Source organism: Pseudomonas sp. UBA4194, from assembly GCF_002379585.1.
GTDB lineage: Bacteria > Pseudomonadota > Gammaproteobacteria > Pseudomonadales > Pseudomonadaceae > Aquipseudomonas.
The window spans coordinates 52,614-67,727 of the sequence record NZ_DFUE01000040.1 but is presented as its reverse complement, the minus strand read 5'-3'; the positions used below and the strand labels follow the sequence as shown (position 1 = coordinate 67,727).

The 15,114-nt window shown below is 62.6% G+C and carries 14 protein-coding genes; 5 read left to right on the top strand and 9 right to left on the bottom strand.

Annotated elements, in window-relative coordinates; genetic code table 11:
* Positions 1-111 precede the first annotated feature (111 nt).
* Complete coding sequence (locus B3397_RS10715; protein WP_296249846.1) at positions 112-378, bottom strand: PepSY domain-containing protein; 267 nt, start codon at positions 376-378, stop codon at positions 112-114.
* 242 nt (positions 379-620) lie between these two features.
* Between B3397_RS10715 and B3397_RS10710 the strand changes: the two genes are divergently transcribed.
* Positions 621-977: a fe2+ zn2+ uptake regulation protein gene (locus tag B3397_RS10710; protein ID WP_296249844.1), complete on the top strand. Its 357-nt coding sequence runs from the start codon at positions 621-623 to the stop codon at positions 975-977.
* A 19-nt stretch (positions 978-996) separates the two neighbouring features.
* Here the strand turns inward: B3397_RS10710 and B3397_RS10705 are convergent, their stop codons facing one another.
* The gene (locus B3397_RS10705; RefSeq protein ID WP_296249841.1) at positions 997-1,188 is read right to left on the bottom strand and encodes a hypothetical protein; all 192 of its coding nucleotides are present in this window, start codon (positions 1,186-1,188) and stop codon (positions 997-999) included.
* Positions 1,189-1,354: 166 nt separating this feature from the next.
* On the opposite strand from B3397_RS10705, the gene B3397_RS10700 reads away from it, so the two are divergent.
* The gene (locus B3397_RS10700; protein WP_296249837.1) at positions 1,355-1,522 is read left to right on the top strand and encodes a hypothetical protein; all 168 of its coding nucleotides are present in this window, start codon (positions 1,355-1,357) and stop codon (positions 1,520-1,522) included.
* A gap of 41 nt (positions 1,523-1,563) precedes the next feature.
* On the opposite strand, the gene B3397_RS10695 is transcribed toward B3397_RS10700, so the two are convergent.
* The 3 genes from B3397_RS10695 to B3397_RS10685 are packed head-to-tail and all read right to left on the bottom strand — an operon-like array spanning position 1,564 to position 7,690.
* Entirely contained in the window at positions 1,564-5,238 is a 3,675-nt protein-coding gene (locus B3397_RS10695; protein WP_296249836.1) for a translocation/assembly module TamB domain-containing protein, read from the bottom strand.
* Between the two features lie 8 nt (positions 5,239-5,246).
* Positions 5,247-6,974: an autotransporter assembly complex protein TamA gene (locus B3397_RS10690; protein WP_296249834.1), complete on the bottom strand. Its 1,728-nt coding sequence runs from the start codon at positions 6,972-6,974 to the stop codon at positions 5,247-5,249.
* A 50-nt stretch (positions 6,975-7,024) separates the two neighbouring features.
* Positions 7,025-7,690 carry a GNAT family N-acetyltransferase gene (locus tag B3397_RS10685; RefSeq protein ID WP_296249832.1) on the bottom strand — a complete coding sequence of 222 codons (666 nt, stop codon included), beginning with the start codon at positions 7,688-7,690 and terminating at the stop codon, positions 7,025-7,027.
* Positions 7,691-8,016: 326 nt separating this feature from the next.
* On the opposite strand from B3397_RS10685, the gene xthA reads away from it, so the two are divergent.
* Together xthA and codA are read left to right on the top strand one after the other, a co-directional pair.
* A complete protein-coding gene (gene xthA / locus B3397_RS10680) occupies positions 8,017-8,829 on the top strand; it encodes an exodeoxyribonuclease III (protein WP_296249830.1) in 813 nt (270 codons plus the stop codon).
* A 70-nt stretch (positions 8,830-8,899) separates the two neighbouring features.
* On the top strand, positions 8,900-10,147 hold the full coding sequence (gene codA / locus B3397_RS10675; protein WP_296249828.1) for a cytosine deaminase: 1,248 nt from the start codon (positions 8,900-8,902) through the stop codon (positions 10,145-10,147).
* Positions 10,148-10,179: 32 nt separating this feature from the next.
* Here the strand turns inward: codA and B3397_RS10670 are convergent, their stop codons facing one another.
* On the bottom strand, positions 10,180-11,049 hold the full coding sequence (locus B3397_RS10670; protein WP_296249826.1) for an alpha/beta fold hydrolase: 870 nt from the start codon (positions 11,047-11,049) through the stop codon (positions 10,180-10,182).
* A gap of 191 nt (positions 11,050-11,240) precedes the next feature.
* Here B3397_RS10670 and B3397_RS10665 point away from each other — a divergent pair, with 191 nt between their 5' ends.
* Positions 11,241-11,879: a TetR family transcriptional regulator gene (locus tag B3397_RS10665; protein ID WP_296249824.1), complete on the top strand. Its 639-nt coding sequence runs from the start codon at positions 11,241-11,243 to the stop codon at positions 11,877-11,879.
* A gap of 15 nt (positions 11,880-11,894) precedes the next feature.
* Here the strand turns inward: B3397_RS10665 and B3397_RS10660 are convergent, their stop codons facing one another.
* The 3 genes from B3397_RS10660 to B3397_RS10650 all read right to left on the bottom strand — a co-directional run bounded on the left by B3397_RS10660 (position 11,895) and on the right by B3397_RS10650 (position 15,034).
* Positions 11,895-12,587 carry a sensor histidine kinase gene (locus B3397_RS10660; RefSeq protein ID WP_296249822.1) on the bottom strand — a complete coding sequence of 231 codons (693 nt, stop codon included), beginning with the start codon at positions 12,585-12,587 and terminating at the stop codon, positions 11,895-11,897.
* The gene (locus B3397_RS10655) at positions 12,584-14,185 is read right to left on the bottom strand and encodes a tetratricopeptide repeat-containing response regulator (RefSeq protein WP_296249820.1); all 1,602 of its coding nucleotides are present in this window, start codon (positions 14,183-14,185) and stop codon (positions 12,584-12,586) included. Before B3397_RS10655 ends, B3397_RS10660 begins: the two co-directional genes overlap by 4 nt.
* Before the next feature lie 267 nt (positions 14,186-14,452).
* The gene (locus tag B3397_RS10650) at positions 14,453-15,034 is read right to left on the bottom strand and encodes a flavin reductase family protein (RefSeq protein ID WP_296249818.1); all 582 of its coding nucleotides are present in this window, start codon (positions 15,032-15,034) and stop codon (positions 14,453-14,455) included.
* Positions 15,035-15,114: the final 80 nt, after the last annotated feature.

Here is a 15,114-nt window from a genome sequence, read left to right as displayed (position 1 = left end):
TTGAAGATCGCGAAGGCCGCAGTACGCCATAGCCCGATGCCGGTCGGCAAGCCCTGCCGCAGGACTGGGCAGGTGGGTCGCCGGAGCATGCAGCTCCGGCCGGTTCAAGCATCAGTCTTTCTGGTCACGCAGGACATTGCCCGAGGCGCCGTCGATACGGAACTCGTAGGTCACGCCGTCAGCCTTCTTGCCTTCGCCTTCCCAGTAGCCGTCGTTGTCGGCCTCGATTTTCCAGACTTCGGTGTAACCCTTGGCCTTGGCGGTTTCGATGGCTTTTTCAATGGTGATCCAGCCGGCACCTGGCTTGTCTGCCAGCGCCACGCCGGCGCTCAGCAGAGCGGAAGTTGCTACAACGGCAGCCAATGTCTTCTTGAACATAAATTACTCCAACACACGTTATTGATTTTACGTTGCGTCATTTTGGAGCATGAGGTGGGAAAGATAGTTCAGCGCTGATTGGATGGGTTTTCTGCACGGATTGATACCGGGTGTGAATGGTCCCCTCACCCCATTTACAAAATTTACACAAACAATTTTCACGATTTACCCTGCTCAAACGTCTTAATAGAGGTGAGCAGCTTTTTCACCGACAGGAACCGTTTCTGAAAAGGAGTTTTCGCATGCAGAATTCGTCACACCCCACCCCGGGCACCCGAGCTGGGCCTGCACAGCCGCAAAACCGGACGCAGGCGCACGACAACAGCAGCAACGAGCAGATCAAGGAACTGCTGCGCACCTACGGCCTGCGCACCAGCCTGATTCGCCTCAAGGTCATCGATGCCTTGCATGGCGCCGCGCGTGAGGGGCAGAACATCGGTGTACGCGGCGTGCACAGCCAGTTGGAGAAACTGGACATCCCGCTGTCGTTCCTCAGCGTGCGCGAGGTGCTCAAGCGGCTATGCGCTGAAGGCGTGATCACCCTCAACACGGACAAGACCTACAGCCTGGACCCAGCCGCCCGGCAGATGCTGGACTGAATCGGGTCTAGGGTGCGGCTCAGGGGCGTTTGACCTTGCGCCGCATCACACCGTTGATCACCACGACCAACACCGCAACGCCCATGGCGATGTACTGGAACATTTTTTCGGTGATGGTGCCCTGTGTTTGCAGCCACGACAGGCCCAGCATGATGAGCAGTACGGCGATGGCAATCAGCAGGGAGTATTTGATGCGTTGTGCTTGGGTCATTCTGCGTTCCTGACGTTCATGTTGACCGGCCTTTGTATCCGGTTTGTATCTTCGTGCATGCCAAGCGCATACCCATGTACCGGGATGCCTCGACCATTGTGCGGTCTCATATTACAGCGCATTTGCCCGACACGGGCTGGCGTTTCATTATCATGAGGACCTGCGAATGCTTCGTCGAATCACCCTGCTGATTCCCCTTCTGTTGACCCTGAGCCTGAGTGGCTGCTGGTTGTTCATGCCGCCCGGAGGCGGTCATGGTGGTGGCGGTGGCCACGGTGGCGGTGGCGGTGGCGGCCAACACGGCGGCCCCGGCCCCGGCTGGCAAAGCCGCTGACCGGCGCCACATCCCCGCGCCCCACCCTGGGCTGACTTCGGTCAGAAATCGCGCTTGTAGAACAAGTCCAGTGAGCTGGCTACGCCGCTGGCAACTTCCAGGTACAGCCGCTTGCTCAACAGATAGCGCAGCGCAATGGTGTTGGCGGGCTCGAACACGCCAACGCCGTAACGCAGGCTGAGTTTCTCCGACAGGTTGCCGCTGGCGACGACACTGGTGGCATCGCCACTGCCCTGGGTATCCAGCTGAAAATCCTGGATGCCCAGGTCAGTCGCCAGTTTGCTGGTGACACCGGAACTGCCCATGAGCCCCAACCCCAGGGCCGCTTGCGCCAACACGTTATTATCCTCACCGTTATTACCCAAGGGGCGTCCGAGCACCAGGTACGACAATGCCTGCTCCTGGCTCATGGTCGGCTCCGAGAACACTTCACTGGTAGGTTGCTCGGCGTTGCCGGTCAAGCGAATACCAGCGATCACATCGTCGGTGGTACGAATCGCCTCGATGTCCAGGTAAGGCTGGTCGATGGGCCCGGCGAACAGCAGACGCGCGCGGCGAATGGTCAGCCGCTGGCCATAGGCGGCGTAGCGGCCGTCCTTGAGCGCCAGTTCGCCACGGGTATCCATGTTGTCGCCGATGTGCACATGCCCTGCCAGATTGGCGGTCAGACCAAAGCCAGTGAAGCTGAGTTTCTCCTGCCCAACCTCGACATCGATATCCATGGCCATCGGCAGCGGTGTCTTGCCTTCTTCGGTCTGGTTACCCACGATCACCGCGTCATCGGACAGCTTGACGGTAGACGGCGGCAACTCACGAATGACGATAGCGCCCTTGGGAATGAACACCTTCCCAGCCACCGCCAGCCGCTCGCCATTCATCTTGATGCTCAAATCCGGTGCGGCTTCCAGAGTGGCATAGGGCTCCACGTTGATCGGCAGTCGGCTGCCCTTGAGCTGCACATCCACGTCCAGCGCATTGGCCCAGCCGATGGTGCCCGCCAACGAACCCTGGCCGCTGCTGCCGCTCTTCCAGCTGCCCTGCAGCTGCACGCTTTCACCGGCGATCTGCGCCTGCACCTGCAGTGCCTCCAGCGTGGTGGGCAGCTCGGCGCCGGACACTTCACCGCCGCTCAGGTTGACCGTGCCATTGACCTGAGGTGCCAGCAGGCCGCCGCTGATCTGGCCGCTGCCATCCAGGCGTCCGGCAAGGGTTTCGACCATGGGCGCAAACGGTCTGGCCACCGACAGGTCCAGGCCGTTGAGTCGGAAACTGCCGGTGATGGGTTTATTGGCCGGCAGCGGATTGATCTGGGTGCTCACCTGCAACTCACCCAGGCGGTTACCGCGAAAATCCAGCTCGGTGTCGATGCGGCTTGGGGTCAGTTTGCTGGTCAGACGCAGAGTCTGGTAGGGGAAGTCCACCCACTGATCGTTGCTGCGTGCACGCAGGGTGCCATTGCCGGCATCGATGACCACCTGACCACTGGGCCCTGCGGCCGGGATGTCCACCGAGACATCGGCGTTGAGCAAACCTTGCCAGGCAAAATCCTTGGGCATGAATTGGGCCAGACTTTGCAGCTCGAACTGCTTGAGGTGGTAGCGCAGGCGCGGCTGGGGCGCCAGCCGCTGGTCTTCGCCGCACAGACTGGCCTGACCCGACCGCCAGCAGTGCGCACCGAAGTTGATCTGCCCATTGGCAAGGTATTCAAGCCTGGCTGGGCCCTGTAGGCGCCAGTCCTGGCCACCGACCTGGACATCACCGCTGGCCAGACGACCACGCCAGTTACCCTGATCCAGGCTGCCGTCCAGGCCCAACGCCAGATTGGCCGTCGGGCCCTTGAGTCCCAGTTGCAGCTGCTGACGCTTGACGTCGCCCTGCCCCTTGGCGGTCAAGGTACCGAGTTCGGTCTCACCGGCTCGGATCCCGCTTGCACTCAGGGCGAGGGTGCCGCGTTGCTGGGCATCGACAGCGGCATCCAGGGTTAGGCCCTGAATGCGGTTGGCGTCCAGGGCCACTTGATGTCCGCGCAACTGCAGTTGGCCCTGAGGCGCCTGCAACGTACCTGCCAGTTGCAGCTGGCCCTTGACTTGCCCTTGCAGCCCTGGCCACAGCTGACCCAGGCGCGCCAGGTTCAGATCCAGCGCGCCGGCCAGGCGTTGTTGCAGACTGCCGCTGCCATTGATGCGGTTGTCGCCCAGGCGTACGTCGAGGTTGCCGAGCGTCCAGCGCTGCCCGGCACCCTGGGCCTTGGCCTGGAGCACCGCAGGTTGGCCCCGCAAGCGCCCCTTGAGATCGAGGTCGGCGTCCAGGTTCAACTGTTCATTCTTGTAACTGCCTTTACTGCGCAACGGCCCGGCCAGGCTGCCGGGCATCTGCGCAACCCAGTAGGCCGGATCGATGGCGCTGAGGTCGAGCGCGGTGTCCCAGGCAATGCCATCGGCAAACTGCAGGTTCAAATGCCCGCTGGCCTTGCCCTGCCCCGCTACCAGCTCCAGCTGCGGCAGGAACACCTGACCCAGGTCGCCGCTGAACGGGCTGAGCAAGGTGAAGGCTCCAGCCGGGCCATCGAAAGCACCGTTGAAGTTGCCCAGATATTTGCCGTCGCGATAGCTGACTTCAGCCTTGAACCGTTGAACCTTGACCTGGGGTTCCTCGATCACCGGGTACAGCCGGTGCCAGGGAAAGTCCAACCAGTCGAGCCTGGCGTCGGCCCCTAGTCCGGTCTGCCAGTCCAGGCTGCCGCTCACCTTCAGATGCTGGGCATCGCTGGCGGCAATATCGAGGGTTTCGATGATGGCGCCCTTGGCATCCACACGCCCCTTGAGCAGCAGGTTCATCGGTGCCTGCTCGGCGGGCAGGCTGGCGTGGCCGTCGATGGCGTAGCCAGCCTGCAGATCACCCTTGGCCAGCAGTTCCAGTTGATTGAAGGCCAAGGTATCAGGCAGATCCGCGCCGGGTTTGAAGGCATCACTGGTGATCCGCAGCTGGGCCGGCAAATGCTCGGCCAGCGGTTGCAGTTCACCGCTGACCAGACCTTCCAGGTAGCCCTGGCTTTGGCCTTGCAGGTTCAGCGTTGCCAACAGATCACCTTTGGCGACCAGGTCCAGGCTCCAGGGCTTCTGATCCACTTCGGGCAGTTGCACGTGAGCACTGACGTCCATTGGCCACTGGCCGTCGGGGCGCAGGGTCCCGGTAAGTTCCAGGGAAAGGTCATCGCGCTGCAGACTGGCCTTGTCGATTTTCAGGCCAGCGGCGGTCCAGTGGGCAGCCAGTTGCAGCCCCTTGAGCTGTTCGACGCCATCCAGTTGCACGCTGGCGATCTGGATGTCGCCCAGCTCGATGGCCACAGGCAACTGCAGTTGCGGCAATGTGATCGGGCCGCTGCTCTGGTCAGCCTCGGCGGCGGGCAATTGAAGGCTCACGGCACCACTGTGCAACGTATCGATGCACAGGGTCATGCGCAGCAGGCAGCCTGGCGACCAGTCGAACTCCGGCGCCAGCACCTCGACGCGAGTGGCGTCCTGCTGCCAAACCAGGCGGTCGGCGCGCCAATGGCCGCCGATCTTGCCGTGGAAGTTTTCCACGCTCAGCCCCGGCACACGCGCCAGCGCCCAGCGGCTGCCGGACTCGGTACCCAGCACCAGACCGATCCCGGCAACCAATAGAATGACCAGGCCCGACAGCACTGCCAAACCGATTTTCAAACCCTTCTTCACGCCAGGCTTCACAGTTCCGGCCCCATGGAAAAGTGCAGGCGCACGCCACCGTCATCGTCCATTGCGTGGGCCAGGTCGAGACGGATCGGCCCCACCGGCGAGACCCATCGCACCCCTACCCCGACACCGGTCTTCAGGCTCGGCAGCTTGAGGTCGTTGAACGAGTTGCCCTTGTCGATGAAGGTCGCTACCCGCCATTTCTCGGCGATGGAGTATTGGTACTCGACACTGCCGGCGACCATGTAACGGCCGCCTACCCGATCGCCATCGGCGTTTTCCGGGGACAATGTCTGATAGTCGTAGCCGCGTACGCTCTGATCGCCGCCCGCGAAGAAGCGCAGCGACGGTGGAATCGATTTGTAGCCATTGGTCGCGCTGCCGCCAAACTGCACGCGCCCCAGAAAACGGTGGTTCTGCGCCACGGTGGTCAAGCCCTTGAGCAATACGTTGCCATGCAACAGGTTGGTGTCGGACAACAACCCTTCCTTGGCCACCTGGGCGTCGAACTGCAGTCGATAACCATTGTGCGGATCGACCTTGTTGTCGCTCTTGAGGTAGCTGTAGCTGATGCCCGGCATCAACAGGGTACTGAGCCCGGAGTCATCGCCCAGGCGATACTCTTCCCGCTGCCATTTCAACGAAATCACCCGTTGCCAACCGCTGGGCAACTTGCTGTGCCATTCGGGGCCGAAGGTAAGCAGTTTGCTCAGGCTGTCGGTATCGGCGATTTCTTCGTACTGATAGCCGCCAGCCCAGCGCAGCTTGTCGGTCAGCGGAGGATCCAGAGGCACGTCGTACCACAGCCCGACGTTCTGCCGGGGAGCGGACAACTCCATTTCGGCGCCGTAGCTGTGGCCCTGTGGATTGACCCAGTGACGGGTCCAGTTGGCTTTGCCGCGCGGGCCGACGTCCGTGGAGAAGCCCAGCCCCAGGCCCATGGTACGGGGCTTGCGGGTAGTCAGTTGCACCTCCACCGGAATCACCCGCTGGGCAGCGGCGGTGGGCGCCGCGTCGACACGCACGCCTTCGAAGTAGCCGCTCGATTGCAGGGCCTGGTTGAGTTCTGCCACCAGTTCCGAATCGTAGGGGGTGTCTTCGTTGAACGGCACCATGCGCTGCAGCAGTTCGTCATCGAACGGGGTGTCGCCTTCGAAGTGGACCTTGCCCAGCTTGTAGCGCGGGCCACTGTTGTAGACCAGTTCGATGTCGGCCACGCCGGCCTGCGGATCGATCGCCAGACGCTGTTTGCTGAAGGTGCCGGAGAAGAAGCCGTAGCGCGAGGCCTGGTTCTGGATCAGACGCTTGGCATCTTCGTAATGACCGTGATTGAGCACCGCGCCGGGTGCCAGTGCAGTGCTCTTGGGCACCCTGAAAGCCTTGAGCTCGGTGGCCGGGCCTTCGACACGCACGGTGACGTTGCGCAGGTGAATGGGCTCCCCGGGTTCGATCTTCAGCAGCAGCCGCGGCGATTCGCCCGGCTGTACCTCACTGTCGATCCTGGCCTGGTAGTAGCCCAGCGCCTGCGCGGCTTTCTGGGCTTGCTCCTCGGCACCGCGACTGAACCGCAACAGGGCCTCCTCGTTGCGATCGCCAAGGCTGCCTATGTAGCCCTCGACATTTGCCTTGAGCTCGGAATTGGCGGGGGTGACGCGCACATCGAGCACACTCTGTGCCTGGGCCGCCATGCTTGCGACCAGCAGCGTCAGGCTGCCGGCCAATCGTCCTGAATATTTCATAGGCGGATGCTATCACGGCGAGTGTGTCGATTTGGACCTTGCCAGCGACATTAACCGTTCAAATTCAACGGTGCGCTGTAACCCAGCGTTTCAGGATTGGGGTGAAAGAACACGTGTTCGATTACCGGGCCAAGAGGCACTTCGCCAATCTGGGTGTAGCCCTGGCGCTGGAAGAAGTGCAGGTATTCGGGGTTGCCGGTGTCCAGCACTACGCCTTCGGAGCTGAGGTCCTGGGCACACCAGTTGTGGACTGCGGTGAGCAGCTGTTCAGCCATGGCCTGGGTCTTGAACTCTGGATGCAAGCCCATCAACGGCAGTACGTGTACCGCGTCGGACGGCAGGCAGGCTTGCACGGCGTGGTGGTAGTCGAGGTAGCGCCGGGTGCCATCCACACCGGTGCCCAACATCATCCGCCACTGCCAGGCCCAGCTTTCGGTAATGCCGAGGCGGCGTTGGGGCGGGGCGATCAGGGCCACGGCAGCCAGGCGATCATCGACGAACAGGCCCAGTGCGGGTTGGTCCTGAAGAAAATGCTGATTGACCAGTTGGCGCACGGTGGAGCGTACGCGCCGTTCGAAACCGGGGCGCTGGGCTTCGAACAGGTAGGCAAAGGTGGGGTCCAGCATATAGGTCTGGTACAGCAGCGCGCGGGTCTCGCGGGCGTAACCACCATCGAGCTGACGAACTTCTGCAGCGGTGGTCTGGGTATGAGGCATTGCGGCGATCCTTGTGCAAGTCATGCAGGGTACACAATGGACGGTGACGGTCGATGAGGGTTCCGTTGGTAGTGCCGGCCCTTCGCGGGCAGAGCCCGCTCCTACAGGATTGGGGGTGGGGCCGGGGGTGTGGGGTGTCAGGGTTGGCCATTTTGTGGGCAGAGCCTGCTCCTACAGGGGGAGTGTCAGTCGGAATATTCAGGTTACACGCAGATCTGGTGTGGGAGCGGGCTCTGCCCGCGAGGGGCCGGCGTTGACACACCACATCAGGCTGGCCCCCGGCCCCCCACTCCGTTAGCATCGCGCTTTTGCCAGGACCCGCGACCATGAAAATCGTCTCGTTCAACATCAACGGCTTGCGTGCACGCCCCCATCAACTGGCGGCGCTGATCGAGAAGCACCAGCCGGATGTGATCGGCCTGCAGGAAACCAAGGTGTCGGACGACCAGTTCCCCCTCGCCGACGTACAGGCCCTGGGCTATGAAGTGCACTACCACGGCCAGAAAGGTCACTACGGCGTGGCGCTGCTGTCGCGCGCCAAACCGTTGAGCATTCACAAAGGCTTCAGCACCGACGAAGAAGACGCCCAGCGTCGCTTCATCTGGGGCACCTTTGCCGATGCCAATGGCCAGCCGGTGACCATCATGAACGGTTACTTCCCCCAGGGCGAAAGCCGTGACCACCCCACCAAGTTCCCGGCCAAGCAACGCTTCTACAGCGACCTGCAAGCGCTGCTGGAAAACCAGTTCAGCCAGGACCAGGCCCTCGTGGTGATGGGCGACGTGAACATCTCCCCCCAGGATTGCGACATCGGTATCGGCCCCGACAACGCCAAGCGCTGGCTGAAAACCGGCAAGTGCAGCTTCCTGCCCGAGGAACGCGAGTGGATGGAACGTTTGAAGGGGTGGGGCCTGGTAGACAGCTTCCGCCACCTGCACCCGGACGTGGCCGACCGCTTCAGTTGGTTCGACTACCGCAGCCGCGGTTTCGAAGACGAACCCAAGCGCGGCCTGCGCATCGACCTGATCATGGCCTCCACCGGCCTGCTGCCGCGGGTTCAGGCCGCGGGCGTGGATTACGACCTGCGCGCCATGGAAAAGCCCTCGGACCACGCGCCGATCTGGTTGCAACTGAGCTGACCGTGCGCGATGTGCGCGTTGCGGGTTTATGGCAAGATCGGTCCATCCCGACCTCGGAACAGGACCTTGCATGAACATCATCAACGCCACCTTGCGAAAAGTCCCCGGGCTGCACACCGTCGTCTGCGACGGTCCGATCATTGCCGCCATCCATCTCCAGGCCGCCCGCGTCACCGCCACTGACGGCGATATCGATGCCGGCGGCCAACTGCTGATTCCACCGCTGGTAGAACCCCATATCCACCTGGACGCGACGCTGACCGCAGGCGACCCGCAGTGGAACATGAGCGGCACCCTGTTCGAGGGCATCGAGCGCTGGGGGCAGCGCAAGGAAACCATCACCCACGACGATACCAAGCAGCGCGCCCATACCACCATTCGTATGCTCGCCGAGCACGGCATCCAGCACGTGCGCACCCACATCGACGTCACCGACCCGACCCTGGGGGCGCTCAAGGCGATGCTGGAAGTGCGCGAAGAAGCGCGCCACCTGATCGACCTGCAGATCGTCGCGTTTCCCCAGGAAGGCATCGAGTCGTACCACGGCGGCCGCGAACTCATGGAGCGCGCCGTGGCCATGGGCGCCGATGTAGTGGGCGGCATTCCGCATTTCGAGAACACCCGCGAGCAAGGGGTCAGCTCGATCGCGTTCCTCATGGACCTGGCCGAGCGCACGGGCTGCCTGGTGGATGTGCATTGCGACGAAACCGACGACCCTCACTCGCGCTTTCTCGAAGTGCTGGCCGAGCAGGCTCGCGTACGCGGCATGGGCGACCGGGTAACGGCCAGTCACACCACCGCGATGGGTTCCTACGACAACGCCTACTGTTCGAAACTGTTTCGCCTGCTCAAGCAGTCGGGCATCAACTTCGTCTCCTGCCCTACCGAAAGCATTCACCTGCAGGGGCGTTTCGACACCTTTCCCAAGCGCCGGGGCGTCACCCGCGTAGCCGAGCTGGACCGGGCCGGCCTCAACGTCTGCTTTGGCCAGGATTCGATCAAGGACCCCTGGTATCCCTTGGGGAACGGCAACATCCTGCGGGTGCTGGACGCTGGCCTGCATATCTGTCACATGATGGGCTTCGATGACCTGCAACGCTGTCTGGACCTGGTCACCGATCACAGCGCCCGCACCCTGAACCTGGGCGAGGGCTACGGCATCGCCGTGGGACGGCCGGCGAACCTGGTGATTCTGGGTGCCGACAGCGACTACGAAGCCGTGCGCCAGCAAGCCAAGGCACGGGTGTCCATCCGCGCGGGCAAGGTTCTGATGAACCGCATCCCCGAGCGCATCGAATTCGCCGCGCCCCCCCTATAGGCGTAGTCGCGGTGTACAGCCGCAATGGCGCATCAAGGCTGGCGCAAAAACTCGTCAACGGCCTTATCGAACGCCTGCGGCTGATCGCTCATGATGAAGTGCAGGCTACGCTCGATGCGCACCCGCTTGACCCCGGGCAAGTCGCGATAGCCTTGCTCCCACAGCGCATCCACCTGCGCCGGTTCTCGCCCGGCATCGGCATAGACCGCCGTCACCGGGGTGGTCATGGCCGCCAACCCCTGCCGCGCGTCGGTGATCATCGCTTCGTGCAACGCCGTGGCCATGGCCTGCCGATCACTGGCCAGCGACCAGTCGACGATGGCGCGGCGGGTGGCGGGGTCATGGGTCAGTGCTTGAGCGACAGCGGCCTGACGCTCGGCGAATATCTTCGGTTCCAGGCTGAGGATTTCTGCCGCCGCACGATCGGCCACCGGGCGTGCCTGTTCCACCGTGACACCGGGGAAAAACAACGCGCTGTAGAACGGCAGGCTGTCCACCGTCATCACTGCCCCGACGTCCCCCGGATGGGCCTGTGCCAGGCGCAGCGCCATCAACCCACCCAGGGAGTGACCGATCAGCTTGGGCTGTTGCAGCTGCGAGTCACGGATATAACGGTCCAGCTCCTGCATCGCCGGTTCCAGCAGTGGACCGTCGCCATGCTGCCAGGGCTGACCGGCGAAGCCCGACAGTTGCACCAGGTGCAGTCGGTGGTCGGCCGCCAGGCGCTTGGCCAGGGGGCGCCAGACCTCCCGGGAAGAAGCCAGACCAGGAATGAGGATGACGTCCGGGCCCTGGCCGACCACTTCGACGGTGAGGCGATCGGAGCTGAACGATTCGGCGGCTTGGGTATGCAGGGTCATGAGCAGGCAGCAGCAAAGGGTGAACAGGCGGGCTAAAGGCATGGGGTATCTGGTTGTAGGGGTGTGGGGGGTATGGTGGTGTTGAGGGTGGATGATGTCAACGTGGCAGGGTTGGGATCGGTGGTGAATGGTCCCCTCACCCCAGCCCTCTCCCTCAGGGAGAGGGCTGGGGTGAGGGGACCATTCACCACAAAACCCCGCTATTATCCCCCCATCACAAGGAGCTCCGACCCATGGCCACCAGGAACACCGGCGTGCGCGCCCAGCAAGCGGACGAAACCCGCGCCCGCATTCTCAAAGCGGCGATCCGCGTGTTCAGCCAGGACGGCTACTCGGGCGGGCGTATCGAGAAGATCTCGCGCCTGGCCAAGTCCAACGACCGGATGATCTACTACTACTTCAAAAGCAAGGAGCAGCTGTTCATCCAAGTGCTGGAACACACCTACGAGCAGTTCAATCTCGCCGAGGCAAAGCAACGGTTCGAACTCGATTGCGCCAGCACTGCGCTGACACAACTGGTGGCCTTCGTCTGGGATTACTATTTCAAACACCCCGAGTTCGTCAGCATTCTCAACACGGAGAACCTGCACAAGGCGCGGCACTCGAGAAAATCCGCGAACCTGTCGGCGCTGTCCGGTCAGGCACTGGGCAACCTGGCCCCGATCATCCGTGCAGGCCAGGCCCAGGGCCGGTTCCGCGAGGACATCGACCTGACCCACACCTACCTGATGATTTCCTCGCTGTGCTACTTCTACCTTTCCAACCTGCACACCCTGTGCGCATTCCTCGGCCAGGACCTCAGCGCACCTCAGGCGCGCGAACGCTGGTTGCTGTACATCCAGGATCAGGTGCTGCGCGGCGTGGCCAAATAACCGGGCAATTCCTCGTCACGGCAGACGCAGGATGAACAAGCCGCCGCCCAGCCGCCCGCCATTGGCCAGTTCGATAGTGCCCTTGACACCATTGCGCTGGTGCCGCTCGGCGATCCGCGCTGCGAAATACAACCCCAGCCCGGTGCTGCCGCTGACGGTATTGATGCCCTGCTCGAAATCCGACTGCAGCTCGATCAGTTCGGGGCGGTAACCGGGACCGTCGTCGTTGATGCTCAGCAGCAACTGCCCCCCCTCCTCCCACGCCTTGATCTCGATGGCGTGGCGCGCAAAGCGGATGGCGTTGATGATGACGTTGGCCACCAACGAGCCAATCAACTCGCGGTCGAAGAACCCCAGCGGACACAGGTCGTCCACCTCGAAGCTGGCCACCACGCCACGGCTGCCCAGCACCTCATGGTGCAAGGCCAACTGCGATTCGATGAAATCGTCCACCTCGTGATAGTCCGGCCGCAGCGGCAACTGGTTGACCCCCAGTTTGTACAGACCCAGCAGCTGTACCATCATGCCGTTCAGACGCGCGAACTCGTAGTCGATGACGCCACGCTGGGCACCTTCGCGCAGAGGCTCGGGCAGGCGCTGCAGCCAGTCGTTGTGCGCCTGCATGACCGTGGCCAGCGAGTTCTTCATGTCATGCACCGTGGAGGCTATGACCATGGAGAAATTCAGACCTTCCTGCTCGTCGCTCATGCACCAAAGGCCCTGTTCCGCAGTTTCTGATAACGCTCGTAGCGAGCATCGGTCTCGGGCATCGTGCCGATCATGCTCAGGCAGGCTTGCCCTTCCTGCAGCATGGCTGCATCGACCGAGGCGCCTTTGCCGGCCAGCAAGGCCTGGGCCAGGTTCAAGGCAATACTGATGTTCTTGGGCTGCAACTGCAATGCTCGCCGGAACGCCGCCAGGGCCTGATCGACTTCGCCATTCTTGAAACTGCGCACGGCCAGCAGGTTGAGGTCCATGGCCAGCTTGCCAGCACCCAGAATACTGGGGTCGCTGGTCTTGCTGGCGATATTCTGCATCACCGCCGGGTCGTCGCCATAGATCTCGGCGCACGTACGCAGAACACCGGCACCGGCGCTTTCCTGGCCCAGCTTCTGCAACTGCCCAGCCACCGTCAGCGCGGCATTGGCACTGAGAAACTCGTCCAGGCCCTGCAGCTTCGCCACGGCTTCCTGAGTCAACTTCGCCGCCGCCTCGGGATCGGACTGCGCCAGGCTGCTGGCCTTCATCAGACGGGTGCGCACTTGCAGGCCAGGGTTGTGGCCGTGGTCCTTGTCGACTTCAGCCAGGGTCTGGTTCAGTTCGATGCGGCTGCGCGCATCCAGGCCTTGATCGCCGTGCTTGCTCATCAGGGCCTGGGCGAAACCGAGGTTGGTTTCCGGGTCCTTGAAGCGCGAATGCTGGCCTTGGCTGACGGCATGCCGGTAGGCGCGTGAGGCACTTTCGAAGTCTTCGTTATCATAGGCCAGGCGCCCCAGCAGGCTTTGCCTGCGCACCGCCAATGGCGACAGGCGCACCGCGTCTTCCAGCACGCGCTGCGCGCGCTTGGCATCGCCGCCGGCCACCAGCACATCGGCCAGGCCGTCGTACAGCGCCGGGAAACTGGGAAAGGTTTTCAAGGCCTGTTCGTAGATGCCCTGCGCTTCGGCCAACCGCTTGCGTTTGAACAACAGGCTGCCCAGGGCGCGGAACGCCCAAGGCGTCGGCCGGTCGGCGAGTACCGTCTTGAGCAGCGCCTCAAGGGCCTCGTGCTGGTTCAGGTCACGCAGCGCGTCGGCCTTGTAGCGCAGGCAGAGTGGCGCATAGCGCGGGTCTTGCTCGATCAGTTGGGCACACGCGTCCAGCACCTGGCTCGGTACACCTTTGTCCAGCGCCTGAAGAATCGGCTTGAGCATGGTTTTGCGCTGCACCAGCTTTTCCAGGCGCTGGGCCAGGCCGGCACGGTTGAAAGGCTTGGTCAGGTAGGCGTCCGGCTCCCACTCCAGCGCGCTCATCACCATGGCCTGGCTGTTCTCGGCAGTCACCATGATGAACACGCTTTCATGACTGAGCAGCTTGTCGGTCATCAAGTCCTCGAGCACGTGCTGACCGTTCTTCTTGCCGTCACCCAGGTTGAAATCGTGCAGGACGAAGTCATAACGCTTGTGCGCGCACATCTTCAGCGCCTGTTCGCCGGTGTCGGCAGTGTCCACGTCCTTGACCCCGAGATCGCGCAGCATCGACCTGACCGAGCTGCGGAAATCGGAGAAGTCGTCGACGATTAGAAATTTTTTCTGGTTGTACGCCAAGGTGCAAATCCTGTCAGGGGGAGTAAGTATCCAGGGGGCGGAAATTGCCTTAGCGGCAGATACCTGATGGGGTTATCGGCACGGGGCGGTGTTCCTTAAGAGGCGTGTTGACGCAGGGTTGGGGATTTGTGGTGACAGGTCCCCTCACCCCAGCCCTCTCCCTGAGGGAGAGGGAGCTGATCACCGTCAGTCGCACCACCGCGATCCGCTTTTTGCTCCCTCTCCCCCAGGGAGAGGGCCGGGGTGAGGGGACCATCCCCCCCGATCTCAATCCACCCCAGGCACATCCATCGCCTCCCCGATCGCGTAGAAATGCCCACCTGCCACGTAATGCAAGCTGCGCAGCTGCGGATCGGCCTGCTCGAACTTCCAATGCCCGCCTTCGAACACCCGCGTATCCGCCCAGGCACCGATCACTTCACCAATGAACAGGTCGTGCGCCTGCTGATTGTGCGGTTCGCTGATCAAGCGGCACGCCAGCCACGCCGAACAGCCCGCCACGAACGGCAGCGGCTGGTCGCCCAGTTGGATGAGTTCGACCCCGGCGCGGGCCAGCTTTTCAGGCTGTTCGGCCAGGCTTTCACTGCCCACCGCGTGGGTCAGCCGCAGTTGCGCCACGGTGGGCACCTGAATCACGAACAGGCCGTTCTGCTCGACCAGCCCACGGGTCACCGTAGCCTTGTCCAGTACCACCGTGAGCTTGGCCGGCACGAAGTCCAGGGCACACGCCCAGGCAGCGGCCATCACATCCTGAGTGTCACCGTAGCGAGCCGACACCAGCACCGTGGGTCCGTGGTTGAGCAACCGGTAAGCCTTGGCCAATTCCACCGGGGCGATGAATTCATTCACACGTGTTCTCACTGTCCAATCATCGATGACCACAAGGTGCATCAGCCGCCCACGGGCGTCAAATGAACGAACAGAACGAA